This window comes from Streptococcus rupicaprae (assembly GCF_040545225.1).
GTDB lineage: Bacteria > Bacillota > Bacilli > Lactobacillales > Streptococcaceae > Streptococcus > Streptococcus rupicaprae.
In genome coordinates, this window is the sequence record NZ_JBEPLO010000011.1 from 25,715 (window position 1) to 39,360 (window position 13,646).

Below are 13,646 nucleotides of genomic sequence, written 5' to 3' on the forward strand. Positions count from 1 at the left end.
AAATAACGAAAAAGAGCTCTCGGGCTCTTTTTTATCTATAAACTATGTTGTTTCTAAGAGTTTCACCAGTTCCAAGGGATGATGGACAAGGTAATCTGCTCCATTTTCTAGTAGGGACTGTTCCGAACCAAAACCCCAGGTGACGCCGATTGTTTGGAGATTGAGAGATTTGCCTCCGACCATGTCATAGTGAGTGTCACCGATCATATAAGCTTCTGGCGCTGTAAGACTATACCTATCCAGACCACGTTTGATAACATCTGCCTTGTGGTCGTTCCCCAAGGAGCCAAAAATCTCTACAAAGTAATGGTCAATATTCAGGTTTTGAAGCATTTTAATCGCCATAGGTTGGTTTTTAGAGGTGGCTACATAGAGCTGATAGCCTTCATTTTTTAGGAATTCCAAGGTTTCAACAATCTGATCATAGAGAGCAACTTGGTTGACACCACCTGACTGGTAATGATGGCGATAGATGTCTCCAGCTTGATTGATAAAAGTTGAATCACCGAAGTGTGCGAAACTCGTTTCAAGTGGCGGCCCAATAAAGCTTTTTAGCGTTGCGATATCCGGTAGAGGAATTCCCAAATCTGTAAAGGTCTGTGTAAAGCTATTGATGATTCCAGGGGAACTGTCTGCTAGGGTACCATCTAAATCAAAGAAGATGTGTTTCATGGGGAACCTCCTTTAAAATATCATATAGGACGATTTCTAGGCAATCCTTTTGAGCAAAGCTTAGTTTGACTACAAAGGGAAAGAGATGCTTAATCTCTGTGAAGTTCTTCAGCGTAAAGTTAGGTTGATAGTAGTTGACAATGGTTGACAGGGCAGTTCCATGGGAACCGACAACGATTTTTTGCCCTCTGTGCTTGTCCAGTAGAGACTCTATTGCTTCGATATTACGTTTTTGGACTTGTCCGAGGGATTCCCCGTCTTTTAATTTATATGAAAAATCGGACCACTGTTTTTGTGTAAAGGCATCAAAATCGTCAATCCAAACACTGTCAATTCGTCTCTCTCTAAACTTTTTTTCTAAATGAATTGGGAGGTTGACACTGTCTGCAAAATGCTTTACAGTATCGATAGCCCGTTTGAAGGGGCTGGAGTAGATGACATCTATCGCTTGATGAGATAGAAAATTTGTCACCTGTATAGAATCGCGTAATCCCTTTGCGGTTAACTCCCTGGTCAGATCATCGTGGTTGTCATAGTTGGGTTCTGCGTGTCTGACAAAGTAGAAACTGGTGGCTGGTGCAGTCATCTTATTCTCCAAAAATTTCTTTAGCAAGGCGTCTGCCTGTTGGTGTTGCTGCAAGGCCACCTTCAGCGGTTTCTCGGAAGGCAGATGGTAGGGCCGATCCAACCTGATACATGGCATTGACAACTTCGTCAACAGGGATTTTAGATTCGATGCCTGCCAGGGCCATGTCTGCAGCGACAAAGGCGAAGCTAGCTCCCATGGCATTGCGTTTAACGCAGGGAACTTCAACCAGACCTGCCACAGGGTCGCAGATGAGGCCTAACATATTCTTGATCACGAAGGCCACCGCCTGACTAGCTTGATAGGCTGTGCCGCCAGCAGCCATGACAAGGGCAGCTGCCCCCATGGCTGCCGCAGATCCGACTTCTGCTTGACAGCCACCTTCAGCTCCCGAGATAGAGGCGTTATTGGCAATAACCAATCCAAAGGCACCGGCTGTAAAGAGAAAATTGATCTGATCTTCCTGACTTAGGTTAAGCTTTTCAGTCGCCGAACTGATAATGGCTGGAATACAACCTGCAGAGCCTGCTGTCGGTGTGGCGCAGACCAAGCCCATCTTGGCATTGATTTCGTTGACAGCCATAGCATTGCGAGCGGCGGACAAGACCGTCAGATCAGATAGGGTTTGACCAGACTGGATATAGCGGTCTAGTTTAGCCGCGTCACCACCTGTCAGGCCAGAGACCGACTTACTATCGGTTAGGCCATCTGTGACGGAGGCTAACATAACTTCCAGGTTACGGGTCATAATGGCAATATTTTCCTGACGGTCACGGCCGGTCAGAGTTGTTTCTGTAGCCAGCATAAGCTCAGCAACCGAGCCACCGTGGAGATCATTGGCCTGTTGAACGAGTTCTTTTATCGTATAAAACATGGGGTCTCCTATCCAAAGAAGCTAACATTATGGAGATGGTCTATATGGCGGATTTCAGCTAAGGCTTCTGCACAATCACGGGAATCAATCTCGATGATCATAATGGCCTTTTCACCAGCCTTTTCACGGGTAACATTCATCTGCCCAATATTGATCTTGTGCTTGGACAGGCAATCTGTCACATGGGCAATCATGCCAGGCACATCTTGGTGAACGATGATGATGGTTGGGGTATTCATATGAATATTGACCGCAAAACCGTTGAGTTCCGTCACTTGAATATTACCACCACCAATCGAAATTCCTGTTGCAGATAACTGCTTGTGCTGGTTTTTGATGACAATCTTGGTTGTATTGGGGTGGGGGGCATTTGAGTCCTTGTTAATTTTCCAGTAAATCTTGATCTGGCGTTCTCTGGCGATATCAAGGGCATCAGGGATTCTTGGATCGTCCGTGTCCATTCCCAAAATACCAGCGACCAGGGCAACATCTGTCCCATGGCCTCTATAGGTCTTTGCAAAGGAGTTAAACAGTTGAAATTCAACCTCAGTTGGCTCATCTCCAAAGATAGCTGATACGATTTTACCGATGCGCACAGCTCCGGCAGTATGGCTGGACGATGGGCCAATCATCACTGGACCGATAATGTCAAAAACAGACTGGAATTTTAGGTGTTTCATCGTTTTTTGTCTCCTTGTTTTCTTCCTCGTCTATTATAACAAAAAATAGTTACTTGAAACAGATAATCATTCCCATATTCTGAAGACATGGTATAATGAATAGAGAACCATATATGTTTATGTTTGGAAATCTTTAGACATGGAGGACAGGATGAAAAAAATTTTAGTGATTGATGATGAATCCAGTATTGTTACTTTACTGACCTATACCCTAGAACAGGATGGGTACATGGTTGATAGTGCAACCGATGGTCGACAGGGGCTGGCCCTTGGTCTAACTGGGGAGTTTGATTTTATTATTTTGGATCTGATGCTGCCTCAACTGGATGGGATTGAAATTTGCAAGCGAATCCGTCAAGCTGGCATCGGTACGCCAATTTTGATGTTAACAGCCAAGGATGATGAGTTGGATAAGATCATTGGTCTGGAGTTGGGGGCTGATGATTATATGACCAAGCCTTTCAGTCCAAGAGAGGTTTTGGCTCGTATCAAGGCTATTTTGAGAAGAACAGAGCAACAAGTCCTCCCTGTCGAAAAAGAGGGGATCCTCCACTATGGAGATCTTCTACTTTATGAAGAGCGTCATGAAGTTTATCGGTCTGACCATCCTATCAATTTAACACCGACGGAATTTGAGCTCTTGCATTACCTGATGAAGCGCCCTAATCGTACGCTCAGCCGAGAGAAATTATTAGAAGCGCTTTGGGGCTTTGATTTTCAAGGGGAAACTCGTATGGTGGATGTTCACATCGGCAAACTGCGTGAGAAAATTGAGGAAGACACAAAGCAGCCTAAGTATATCGTCACTGTCAGAGGGTTTGGATACAAGTTTGTAGGAGAATAGGATGAAAAATCTGCTACCGAGAGCCTACCGGTCAGTTTTAGGCAGCCTAGCTTTCATATTGATTTTGGGGACCATTGGCCTTTTTCTGATAAATCGGCAAGCCTTTCTGAGCTGGTCTTGGCTATTAGCTTGGATTTGGGGGCTTTACCTCAGCCACATCTTAGGATTGATATTCATTTTGAGGCAGATTTACCACCCTGTCAAGCAGCTGGAACGTTTGGTGGAACGCCTGCGTCAAGGCAATTACAGCCAAGACTATGTTCAACAGTCTATACCGCTCTACAATAGAATTGGTAGTGAGCTAACAGCCTTTGGCCATGAGTTAAAAAATCATCAAGCCCAAAGACTTAAGGAAGAGGAACAACTGGCTTTACTGCTGAATGACTTATCAGTGGGGGTCTTGATATTGGGGATTGATGGGAGAATTACCCTGGCCAATCAAACCGTCCAAGCCTATTTTTCTGATGAGGCTGTAATTGGGGAACCGCTGGCTAAAGTTAGCAAGGCAGCCGACTTGAATCGCTTGGTTGAAGCGGTTTATCAGACCAAGACAAGCCACAGTCAGGAAATGGACTTCTTTTGGCCTGAGGACAAGATTGTAGAAGTCAGTGTTTCTCCTGTTGTAAAGGAAAATCAAGTCAGTCAGGTCTTGCTTTTGTTTTATGACGTGACCCATATGAGACAGTTGGAGAGAACGCAGAAGGACTTTATTAGCAACGTCTCCCACGAGTTAAAGACACCTGTCACTTCCATTAAAGGATTTGCGGAGACACTACTTTTGGGGGCTAAGGAGGACCCAGTTGTTTTAGATAAGTTTTTAGAGATTATCCATAAGGAAAGCAATCGCCTGCAAGAAATCATCAGGGATATCTTATACCTGTCTAAATTGGAACAGCCTCGTCAAGAACTTCAATTAGAATCCTTGGACTTAGAAGAACTTGTAAGGACTACGATAGAAGGCCTTTCGCCCCAATTGAAAGAAAAATCTTTAACGGTTGATTGTGTTAGTCGGTTGTCAGACTTGTATTTAGGAGATAGAGGAAAGGTGACTCAAGTCCTACTCAACCTTCTGAGCAATGCCATTCGCTACACAGAACCGGGTGGTCTGATCAAGGTTACCATGACCGAGGATGACCGTAGTGTTAAGATTGCTGTAGAGGATACGGGGATCGGTATCCCCGAGCATGAGCTTAATCGGATCTTTGAGCGCTTTTATCGCGTCAACAAAGGCCGTAGCCGCGAGACTGGTGGGACAGGCCTAGGTCTGCCCATTGTAAAGACGCTTTTAGCTAGCATGGAGGGTCAAATCAGAGTCGACAGTCAACCAGGAGTGGGCAGCACCTTTACCATTTCTTTAACCAAGATCAACGGCTCAGACACCAAGTAATACTTTTTGACAACCAAAGATAGGCCTTATCAACTTGCTTCGATGGACTCCAGTTCTATCCTCAGCTTCGTTTCCTAGGCTAGATTGATATAAATATTTCCCTTTTAAAATAGAACCTTAGGAGCTCCTGATATCAGGCCAGGGGTTCCTGGGGCTTTTTCTTTACACAATCTTTACAAAAAACAGGTCAAAAGCTTTACAAAAGATTGCTACAATAAATCTTGTAGCAGCTAGATTCGCTACAGGAAAGTGAGTAAAAATAATGAAGACAATTCTTAAAACAGGTCTGGTGTTGTTAGCAAGTGTCTCCTTGATTGCTTGTGGAAATAAGGGCAGTGATCCCTCTGCTAGTCTTGGTGACATCATGGTCGTTTCTCGCGAAGATGGCTCAGGAACAAGAGGGGCCTTTACAGAATTGACCGGTGTTTTGCAAAAGTTTGGTGATACAGAGGTGGATCAAACGACTAAGGCAGCAACCATCCAAAACAATACCGAGGGTGTTGTTAGCACAGTATCAGGCAACCCAAGTGCTATCGGTTATATGTCTCTGGGTTCTTTGACAGATGCTGTCAAGCCTCTTAACATTGACGGTATTGAACCGTCAGAAAAAACCGTTTTGGATGGGACTTACCCGATTCAGCGCCCTTTCAACATCGTCTTTAAAGAGGATATTTCTGAAACAGCTCGAGATTTTATGGCTTTTATCCATTCGAGCCAAGGTCAAGCGGTGGTAGCGGATAAAAATTATATTCCTGTCAAGTTGGATGCTACAGACTATTCAGCAACTAAAGCCTCAGGGACAATCTCAATTGTTGGCTCAACGTCTGTGACACCGCTTATGGAAAAGTTAGCAGAAGCTTATCGGGAATTGAATCCAGATGTGAAGATTGACATCACTTCAAACGGTTCTTCTGCTGGTGTGACAGCTGTTCAAGAAGGGGTAGCGGATATCGGTATGGTATCTCGTGAGCTCAAGGACAAGGAAAAACCAGGTATTACTGTTGAAGTCATTGCCTTAGATGGCATTGCTGTCATTATTAACAAGGAAAATGCTTTGGCTAATTTGACTTTAGATCAGGTTAAAGGAATCTATACTGGTGAACTTTTAGCTTGGGATGATTTAGCAAACTAATCTCCTTGTCCTCATTGAGAATTAGAAGAAGTTGGTTATACCCAACCAGATTCAGATTCTTTTTGGATATTTTTGGGGATTGGGTGGTCACTAGCCAAGTTTTTTGGAGGAATGTGGATTGACTTGCTAAAAATGATGTCGGGTGACCAATAAAGGACCGGCCAGTTAGGCATAGAGTTATGGGATAGGTTTTAAAGAACCTGCTAGAGACTTAGGATTGAGTAGAGAGTTATGATAAATGAGAAAGTAGGAAGCTATGGGCTATTCTAGTCAAAGGGCTAAGCATAAGGAGACCTTTTTCAAGGGGACGTTTTTGGTATCCGCACTGCTCTCCATTTTAGCCATTGTTGTGATTTGTGTGTTTATTTTTGGGAACGCTCTTCCATTTTTGCTGAAACATGGTTTTTCGGGGTTTATATTGGAGAGCGATTGGTCTCCTTCTAACACACCAGCCTCTTATGGCATTTTGCCCATGATTTTAGGATCATTGATGGTAACTGCTGGTGCGGTGGTCATTGGTGTTCCGATTGGTATCTTAACAGCTGTCTTTATGGTCTATTTTTGCCCAAAGGGCCTTTACCGTTTCTTAAAACCAGCCGTTAATGTTATGGCTGCCATCCCTTCCATTGTTTATGGTTTCTTTGGACTACAATTCATTGTTCCTTGGATACGGACTTATGGAGGGACTGGTTTGAGTGCGCTGTCTGCTTCCCTGCTACTGGGGGTGATGATTTTGCCAACGATAATCAGTTTGTCAGAGACTTATTTACGAGCTGTACCTGGGGACTATTATACAGCTAGTCTGGCTCTCGGAGCTTCTCATGAACGGTCTGTTTTTTGGGTCATGTTGCCAGCGGCACGGTCAGGTATTTTTTCAGCGACGATTTTAGGGATTGGGCGTGCTATTGGTGAAACCATGGCTGTGATCTTGGTCGCAGGCAACCAACCAGTTCTTCCGACAGGCTGGTTGCGAGGGGTTCGAACAATGACGACCAACATTGTCCTCGAGATGGCTTATGCTTCAGGAGAACACAGGGAGGCTCTGATTGCTACTGCTGCCGTTCTGTTCCTCTTTATATTGATGATCAACGCGGGCTTTATTTGGGTGAAAAGGAGGGGTGAGTAATGCTGGCGCGTATTCTGAGAGTCCTGGTTTTTCTGTCGGCTGCTGTGACATTTGGCTTTCTTTTCCTCGTTATTGGTTTTATTCTGGTTCAGGGCTTGCCACATTTGGGATTGGATCTTTTTTCCTGGACCTATCGTTCGGAAAATATGTCCCTTTTACCTTCTATCATTACCACTTTGATTTTGGTCATAGGGTCCCTTTTGTTGGCAATTCCCTTGGGAGTTTTTGCAGGTTTTTACCTGGTCGAGTATGCCAAAAAAGACAGTAAGGTTGTCGAATTAATTCGTTTAGCAGCAGATACCTTGCAAGGTGTTCCGTCTATTGTTTTTGGTCTCTTTGGCATGTTGTTCTTTGTGGTCTTCTGTAGGTTTCAATATTCCCTTTTATCAGGTATACTGACATCGGTTATCATGGTTCTGCCCTTGATTATTCGAGCGACGGAGGAGGGCTTGTTATCAGTTCCGGACAGTGTTCGCCAGGCCAGTTTTGCCCTTGGAGCAGGTAAAATAAGAACCATTATGCGGATTGTTTTACCAGAAGCTTTACCGGGGATTTTAGCAGGTGTTTTGCTGTCTATCGGGCGGATTGTTGGTGAAACAGCGGCGCTCATGTATACCTTGGGGACCTCAACCAATATGCCTAAAAGTCTGATGGATTCAGGTCGTACCTTGTCACTTCACATGTATGTCCTTTCCAGTGAGGGACTTTATCTTGATGAAGCCTATGCAACAGGAGTGATCTTGATTTTGATTGTTTTAATCATTCAGACCCTGTCAACGCGCTTGTCTAAGCAACTTGTGAAAGGAAATCATTAACAGTATGGGAAGTATTTTAGTGGAGAACATGAACTTGTTTTATGGCGACTTTCAAGCTTTAAAACAGATTAATTTAGCTATTCCGGAAAATCAAATCACGGCCCTTATCGGTCCTTCTGGCTGTGGGAAGACCACTTTTTTAAAAAGTCTTAATCGGATGACCGATTTGGTGCCTGGTTGCCGTATTGAAGGCCGTATTAGCTTAGATGGGCAGGATATTTTCGCTAAGGATGTGGACCTCAACCACTTGCGCAAGCGAGTCGGGATGGTTTTTCAGCAACCCAACCCATTTTCCATGTCTATTTATGACAATATCGCCTACGGACCAAGAACACATGGGATTCAGGATAAGGCGAGTCTTGATGCCATTGTGGAGAAGAGTCTACGCGGTGCAGCGATTTGGGACGATGTTAAGGACAAGTTGAAAAAAAGCGGCCGCTCCTTATCTGGTGGGCAACAGCAGCGGATTTGCATTGCAAGAGCCTTGGCTGTCGAACCCGAAATCTTACTAATGGATGAGCCTACCTCTGCCCTTGATCCGATTTCAACCTTAAAAATCGAGGATCTGGTTCAGGAGTTGAAGGAAAACTATACAATCGTGATGGTGACCCATAATATGCAACAAGCGGCGCGTGTGGCGGACAAGACAGCTTTTTTCCTAATGGGAGAGGTCTGTGAATACGGGGATACCAATCAGATATTCACCAATCCAAGGGATGAACGGACTGAACGTTATGTTTCTGGAAGATTCGGCTAGGAAGGACTGAAAATGAGAGAGCTTTATCAACAAGAGTTGGAAGACCTGAAAAAACAATTCCAAGCGTTATTTAGAAAAGCCATTCGTGCTTTTGAAAAAACACGTTTGGCCCTTATTGACCAAGATGTCCGAGTAGCAGAGGCCGTTATCATGGAAGATAGCTTGATTAACCATCAACAGATGGAAATTGAAACTGCCTGCGCCTTGTTGTTGGCCAGGCAGCAGCCTGTTGCTAGGGATTTACGTCTGGTTGTCTCCCTGATGCAGATGAGTGCTGATTTGGAAAAAATTGGAGATTATTGTAGTCATATTGCAAAATCCTTGACCAGGATTGAGGGACAAACTCGCTCACAATCCATTGAGTCAGGGATAGTAGACCTTGCTGACAAGCTTCATTTCTTGCTCAATAAGGCCCTAATGATGAGCCAGACCTTCCAGGTAGACAAGGCAGATGAGATTCATGCTCTGGAGGAAGAATTGGTTGAGTCAAGAAGACTCTTGTCAACACATATTCGTAAGGAAATGGACAAGTCGCCAGATCTTGTCTTTAGCGATAGTTATTATCTTTCCATGGCTCTGAACATGGAGCGAATAGCTGATTATGTGACTAATATTTGCGAACGGATTGTCTATGTTGAAACAGGCCATATGGTCGATCCTGTCTAATCATTCACTTATTTAACCTTGTCAAGCAGTTGGCAAGGTTTTTTACGATTGTATTTACAAATCTGTCAACAAAATTGACAACTCTGTCAAAAGAACGCTGTTCACCGATGATTGTTTTTCTTGTAGCAAGGGCGTTTTCGTGCTATAATGAAGCTTCAAAATCGACCTTCAAATCGACTTTTGAAAAGACGACCTTCAATCGTCCATTAAAAAACGAAAAGATGGGAGACTTATCATATGACTGATAATTCAAAAATACGTGTCGTTGTCGGCATGAGTGGTGGTGTTGATTCCTCCGTGACGGCCTTGCTGTTAAAAGAGCAGGGATACGATGTTGTTGGGATTTTCATGAAAAACTGGGACGACACAGATGAAAATGGTTTTTGTACAGCGACCGAGGATTACAAGGATGTGGCTGCGGTGGCAGACCAGATTGGCATTCCTTATTACTCTGTCAACTTTGAAAAAGAGTATTGGGAACGTGTCTTTGAGTATTTCTTAGCGGAGTACCGTGCTGGTCGCACGCCTAATCCAGATGTTATGTGTAACAAAGAAATCAAGTTTAAGGCCTTTTTGGATTATGCCATGACCCTAGGAGCTGACTATGTAGCAACGGGCCATTATGCTCAGGTAACCCGTGACGAATATGGAAGGGTTCGCATGTTGCGGGGGGCAGATAATAATAAGGATCAAACCTACTTCCTCAGCCAGCTGTCTCAGGAACAACTGCAAAAAACCATGTTTCCGCTCGGCCATTTGCAAAAAGCAGAGGTAAGGGAAATTGCAGAGCGCGCAGGGCTAGCAACGGCTAAAAAGAAGGATTCAACAGGCATCTGCTTTATCGGAGAGAAGAACTTCAAGGAGTTCTTGAGCAACTATTTGCCAGCTACTCCAGGACGGATGATGACCATGGATGGTCAAGATATGGGAGAACATACTGGACTTATGTACTACACCATTGGCCAACGTGGAGGTTTAGGAATCGGTGGTCAGCAAGGCGGAGACAACCAGCCTTGGTTTGTGGTTGGCAAGGACATCTCTAAAAATATTCTTTATGTTGGTCAAGGTTTCTACCATGAGCACCTCTTGTCAACCTCTTTACAAGCTAGTCAAGTTAGGTTTACAAGGGATATGCCAGAAGTTTTTGAACTGGAGTGCACAGCCAAGTTCCGCTACCGTCAGCCAGACCAGAAGGTGACGGTCTATGTCAACGGAGATAAGGCAGAAGTCATCTTCGACGAGCCACAGCGGGCCATCACACCAGGTCAAGCAGTCGTCTTCTACGACGGTGACGAGTGTCTGGGCGGTGGCATGATTGATGCTGCTTATAAAGATGGCGTAGAGTGTCAGTATATTTAGGGACAAGGTTAATTAAAGGAGAAAGAAAGTGATGAAAATCGGGGTTATTCAAGCCAGTACAGGTGAGAGTATAACTGATTTACTATTTAATTTAACTTGTCAATCAGTTGGTGGCCGGTATGAAGTTTTTAATTTGGGAACATTTCATGCTGAAACTCAAATCTCTTCTTAGATTGAAGTTGCGGTTATGATTAGTTTATTAATTGAGACAAGTAGTCTTGATTTTGTTGTTACAGGTTGTTCGTCAGGCCAAGGAATGATGATGGTTTGTAATAGTTTACCAGAACTGCGGAGTGGTCTTTTACAGACACCCCAAGACCCTATCTTTTGGGCGTATCAATAATGGAAATGTAGCTTCTTTACCTTTAGGATTGAACCATGGTTGGGCTGGTGAACTAAATCTTCAATGCATTTTAGATAAATTGTTTTGTGATGAGTTTGGTGTAGACTACCCAGTTGGAGATGCTGATTGAAAAAGAAAAGAGAGTCAAAAGCTTCTCGCTTTGAACCGACTAACCAAGAAATCATTTCAAGAGATTTTACATGATATTGAACCAAGATTAATAGAAAAAGTAGTATCTAGAGACATCTTTTATGACTTTTTAGAGAATCCTGCTACTAATACTGAATTAATAAATGGTTTGAAATACTTTAAAAAGTGACATTTGACTTGACTGACAAATCACTTGTTTTTCTACTATATAATTATATAACCTTAACAACCCGATAAAACGTTCCCGAGGCTGGGCAAAAGTCAGTTCTATTTAAACTGAGCCCACTGAAAAAGTGAGTCTCATTAGAAATTGAACGGATAATAATGGTTTCTTTCCATAATATGAATCTAAAAAACGAATGAATGATAAAAAGTGTTCAGTAACTAGGTATCATTATTCGTTTTTTATGATAATCATTTTTGCTATTTAAACTTTTTCAGTGGGCTCATTCAAACTATGGTAGAAAAAACAGCTTGACGCCGTGGTTGGGAGCTTGGACAGCCTGGGGTTAGGCTGTCCAAGGTGGTCTCCCAGAAATTGGAGAGAGACAATGCTGGCTATGTCAGTTTTAGCGTTTCCCCTGCATAGTTCCAAAGGTCCCCCGGACCTTTGGAAGTTGGAAATAGAACTGACGACGTCAGCGTCAAAAGGAACTTTAGTTCCAAGCAACCACTACTGATTGGCATTTTTTCGCTTTATAGGTTCCAAAACTGACCTAATCAACTGTGCGGGGTGGGAGTTAAACTGTCCGGTGGACAGTTTCAGGTCTGAGCCTTGAAATAAAAAAAGCGAAGACGAACTCTTTTTCGTTTGTTGGCGTTCTTTCCACTCCCTTTTTTAGATCTCTGTCAAAACAGTTCTCAAACGAGCTGTTTTTTATTTAAGATAATTTTCAGAAAATTTTCAGTATTCGTTAAGGTTACGTGGTTATACTTTTTTTCAGAAAGAAGGTAAGATCTATGAAACAACAAATCAAAAAACTATTTCCTATTCTCTTAGCAGGTGCGACCCTAGCAGCTTGTCAGTCTGGCACTACAAATGCCCAGTCAAGTACAAGCTCAGCAGTCCTTACGTCTACTTCAACCACTCAAACGACTAGCACACAAGAAGACACAGCGACAACTGGCTACTTTTCTGATAAAGACCTAGATGCCAGTTATGATGAAGCTTCAGCCAGCACGATTGAGCTCAACGGATCAACGGCGACCGTTTCAGGAGACGGTGTTAGCCTGACAGGTTCTGTGGTTAAGATTAGCCAAGCTGGGACCTACATTGTTTCAGGTCAGAGTGAAGGAGTTCAGATTTTGGTAGAGGCGGCGGATAGTGATGAGGTCCAGATTGTCCTAAACGGGGTGACCATGACGGGCACCGATGCCCTCATTGCTGTAACCAATGCCGATACTGTTTACCTGACTCTGGCAGAAGGGACAAAAAATACCCTGGCTGATAGTGCTGACCGCACGGCAACAGATTTCAGCGCAGCCATCTACAGTAAAAAAGACCTAACCATCAATGGGTCTGGCCAGTTAACTGTCGAAGGCAACTACAACAATGCCATCAAGTCCAACGATGACTTGAAAATCGCAGGCGGCAGCTACCAGTTGACAGCCGTCAAACATGCCCTATCGGCCAATGATGCGCTTAATATCACAGGAGCGACGCTGAATATTGTGGCGACTGAAGATGCCATCCACTCAGATAATGACGAGGACACCAGTTTGGGCAACCTTTACATCTCAGACAGCGACATCACCATCCAAGCAGGCGACGATGCCATTCATGCCAGCAATGAAGCCGTGATTGACAGCGGGACGATTGATATCCAGACCAGTACCGAAGGCATCGAAGGCAAGGTGGTCACCATCAACGGAGGCACCATTGCCATCAATGCTAGTGATGACGGCATCAATGCTAGCGACTGGACAGCCAGCTCATCAGATGTCTACCAAACAGGAGTTGGCATTGCCATCAACGGTGGTGACCTCACCATTACCATGGCTTCTGGCGATACCGATGCCATTGATAGCAACGGCGATGTGGCTGTGACAGGAGGTACCATTGCTATTTCGGGCCAGTCAGCCTTTGATTTTAATGGAACAGCCACTTATACAGGTGGGACCATTACCCATAATGGACAGACCCTCTCAGACATCAGCAATTCCATGATGGGAGGTCCTGGTGGCGGCATGAGGCCAGGGCGTTAAGCAAAAAATAAAAAGAGGATAAAAGCAGGATAGAACAGAAAGGACCTAAC

General features: G+C 44.0%; 14 protein-coding genes and 1 pseudogene. 11 read left to right on the forward strand and 4 right to left on the reverse strand.

Annotated features, from left to right (window positions below; translation table 11 throughout):
* Positions 1–42 precede the first annotated feature (42 nt).
* From ABID29_RS05910 to sdaAB, 4 genes are read right to left on the reverse strand one after another with little or no spacing between them, the layout of a single operon-like run.
* A complete protein-coding gene (locus tag ABID29_RS05910; RefSeq protein WP_354365083.1) occupies positions 43–672 on the reverse strand; it encodes an HAD hydrolase-like protein in 630 nt (209 codons plus the stop codon).
* Positions 653–1,258 (reverse strand): histidine phosphatase family protein, encoded by a 606-nt coding sequence (locus ABID29_RS05915; RefSeq protein WP_354365085.1) that lies wholly within the window; start codon positions 1,256–1,258, stop codon positions 653–655. The genes ABID29_RS05910 and ABID29_RS05915 overlap by 20 nt, the downstream gene beginning before the upstream one ends.
* Before the next feature lies 1 nt (position 1,259).
* Entirely contained in the window at positions 1,260–2,132 is an 873-nt protein-coding gene (gene sdaAA, locus ABID29_RS05920) for an L-serine ammonia-lyase, iron-sulfur-dependent, subunit alpha (protein WP_354365087.1), read from the reverse strand.
* An 8-nt stretch (positions 2,133–2,140) separates the two neighbouring features.
* Positions 2,141–2,812: an L-serine ammonia-lyase, iron-sulfur-dependent subunit beta gene (sdaAB, locus tag ABID29_RS05925; protein WP_354365089.1), complete on the reverse strand. Its 672-nt coding sequence runs from the start codon at positions 2,810–2,812 to the stop codon at positions 2,141–2,143.
* Positions 2,813–2,963: 151 nt separating this feature from the next.
* Here sdaAB and ABID29_RS05930 point away from each other — a divergent pair, with 151 nt between their 5' ends.
* From ABID29_RS05930 to ABID29_RS05980, 11 genes and pseudogenes are all read left to right on the forward strand, one after another.
* Positions 2,964–3,656, forward strand: coding sequence for a response regulator transcription factor (locus tag ABID29_RS05930; RefSeq protein ID WP_354365091.1), 693 nt, complete (start codon positions 2,964–2,966; stop codon positions 3,654–3,656).
* 1 nt (position 3,657) lies between these two features.
* Complete coding sequence (gene pnpS, locus ABID29_RS05935; protein WP_354365093.1) at positions 3,658–5,043, forward strand: two-component system histidine kinase PnpS; 1,386 nt, start codon at positions 3,658–3,660, stop codon at positions 5,041–5,043.
* Between the two features lie 262 nt (positions 5,044–5,305).
* The gene (locus tag ABID29_RS05940) at positions 5,306–6,175 is read left to right on the forward strand and encodes a substrate-binding domain-containing protein (protein WP_354365095.1); all 870 of its coding nucleotides are present in this window, start codon (positions 5,306–5,308) and stop codon (positions 6,173–6,175) included.
* A gap of 256 nt (positions 6,176–6,431) precedes the next feature.
* The gene (gene pstC, locus ABID29_RS05945; protein ID WP_354365097.1) at positions 6,432–7,301 is read left to right on the forward strand and encodes a phosphate ABC transporter permease subunit PstC; all 870 of its coding nucleotides are present in this window, start codon (positions 6,432–6,434) and stop codon (positions 7,299–7,301) included.
* Positions 7,301–8,116, forward strand: coding sequence for a phosphate ABC transporter permease PstA (gene pstA / locus ABID29_RS05950; RefSeq protein ID WP_354365098.1), 816 nt, complete (start codon positions 7,301–7,303; stop codon positions 8,114–8,116). The genes pstC and pstA overlap by 1 nt, the downstream gene beginning before the upstream one ends.
* A 4-nt stretch (positions 8,117–8,120) precedes the next feature.
* Positions 8,121–8,873, forward strand: a complete 753-nt coding sequence (pstB, locus tag ABID29_RS05955) for a phosphate ABC transporter ATP-binding protein PstB (protein ID WP_354365100.1) — start codon at positions 8,121–8,123, stop codon at positions 8,871–8,873.
* 12 nt (positions 8,874–8,885) lie between these two features.
* The gene (phoU, locus tag ABID29_RS05960) at positions 8,886–9,539 is read left to right on the forward strand and encodes a phosphate signaling complex protein PhoU (RefSeq protein WP_354365102.1); all 654 of its coding nucleotides are present in this window, start codon (positions 8,886–8,888) and stop codon (positions 9,537–9,539) included.
* Between the two features lie 237 nt (positions 9,540–9,776).
* Positions 9,777–10,898 (forward strand): tRNA 2-thiouridine(34) synthase MnmA, encoded by a 1,122-nt coding sequence (gene mnmA, locus ABID29_RS05965; RefSeq protein ID WP_354365103.1) that lies wholly within the window; start codon positions 9,777–9,779, stop codon positions 10,896–10,898.
* 31 nt (positions 10,899–10,929) lie between these two features.
* The gene (locus ABID29_RS05970; protein ID WP_354365105.1) at positions 10,930–11,070 is read left to right on the forward strand and encodes a hypothetical protein; all 141 of its coding nucleotides are present in this window, start codon (positions 10,930–10,932) and stop codon (positions 11,068–11,070) included.
* A gap of 15 nt (positions 11,071–11,085) precedes the next feature.
* A pseudogene (locus ABID29_RS05975) lies at positions 11,086–11,560 on the forward strand (RpiB/LacA/LacB family sugar-phosphate isomerase).
* A gap of 791 nt (positions 11,561–12,351) precedes the next feature.
* On the forward strand, positions 12,352–13,596 hold the full coding sequence (locus ABID29_RS05980; RefSeq protein WP_354365106.1) for a carbohydrate-binding domain-containing protein: 1,245 nt from the start codon (positions 12,352–12,354) through the stop codon (positions 13,594–13,596).
* The last annotated feature ends 50 nt before the right edge of the window (positions 13,597–13,646 follow it).

What these genes read in the sequence shown, in the direction of transcription:
- pstB (WP_354365100.1), top strand. Translation starts at nt 8,121, where the DNA reads ATGGGAAGTATTTTAGTGGAGAACATGAACTTGTTTTATGGCGACTTT.
- ABID29_RS05930 (WP_354365091.1), top strand. Translation starts at nt 2,964, where the DNA reads ATGAAAAAAATTTTAGTGATTGATGATGAATCCAGTATTGTTACTTTA.
- mnmA (WP_354365103.1), top strand. Translation starts at nt 9,777, where the DNA reads ATGACTGATAATTCAAAAATACGTGTCGTTGTCGGCATGAGTGGTGGT.
- ABID29_RS05915 (WP_354365085.1), bottom strand. Translation starts at nt 1,258, where the DNA reads ATGACTGCACCAGCCACCAGTTTCTACTTTGTCAGACACGCAGAACCC.
- sdaAA (WP_354365087.1), bottom strand. Translation starts at nt 2,132, where the DNA reads ATGTTTTATACGATAAAAGAACTCGTTCAACAGGCCAATGATCTCCAC.
- ABID29_RS05940 (WP_354365095.1), top strand. Translation starts at nt 5,306, where the DNA reads ATGAAGACAATTCTTAAAACAGGTCTGGTGTTGTTAGCAAGTGTCTCC.
- ABID29_RS05980 (WP_354365106.1), top strand. Translation starts at nt 12,352, where the DNA reads ATGAAACAACAAATCAAAAAACTATTTCCTATTCTCTTAGCAGGTGCG.
- pstA (WP_354365098.1), top strand. Translation starts at nt 7,301, where the DNA reads ATGCTGGCGCGTATTCTGAGAGTCCTGGTTTTTCTGTCGGCTGCTGTG.
- ABID29_RS05910 (WP_354365083.1), bottom strand. Translation starts at nt 672, where the DNA reads ATGAAACACATCTTCTTTGATTTAGATGGTACCCTAGCAGACAGTTCC.
- ABID29_RS05970 (WP_354365105.1), top strand. Translation starts at nt 10,930, where the DNA reads ATGAAAATCGGGGTTATTCAAGCCAGTACAGGTGAGAGTATAACTGAT.
- pstC (WP_354365097.1), top strand. Translation starts at nt 6,432, where the DNA reads ATGGGCTATTCTAGTCAAAGGGCTAAGCATAAGGAGACCTTTTTCAAG.
- pnpS (WP_354365093.1), top strand. Translation starts at nt 3,658, where the DNA reads ATGAAAAATCTGCTACCGAGAGCCTACCGGTCAGTTTTAGGCAGCCTA.
- phoU (WP_354365102.1), top strand. Translation starts at nt 8,886, where the DNA reads ATGAGAGAGCTTTATCAACAAGAGTTGGAAGACCTGAAAAAACAATTC.
- sdaAB (WP_354365089.1), bottom strand. Translation starts at nt 2,812, where the DNA reads ATGAAACACCTAAAATTCCAGTCTGTTTTTGACATTATCGGTCCAGTG.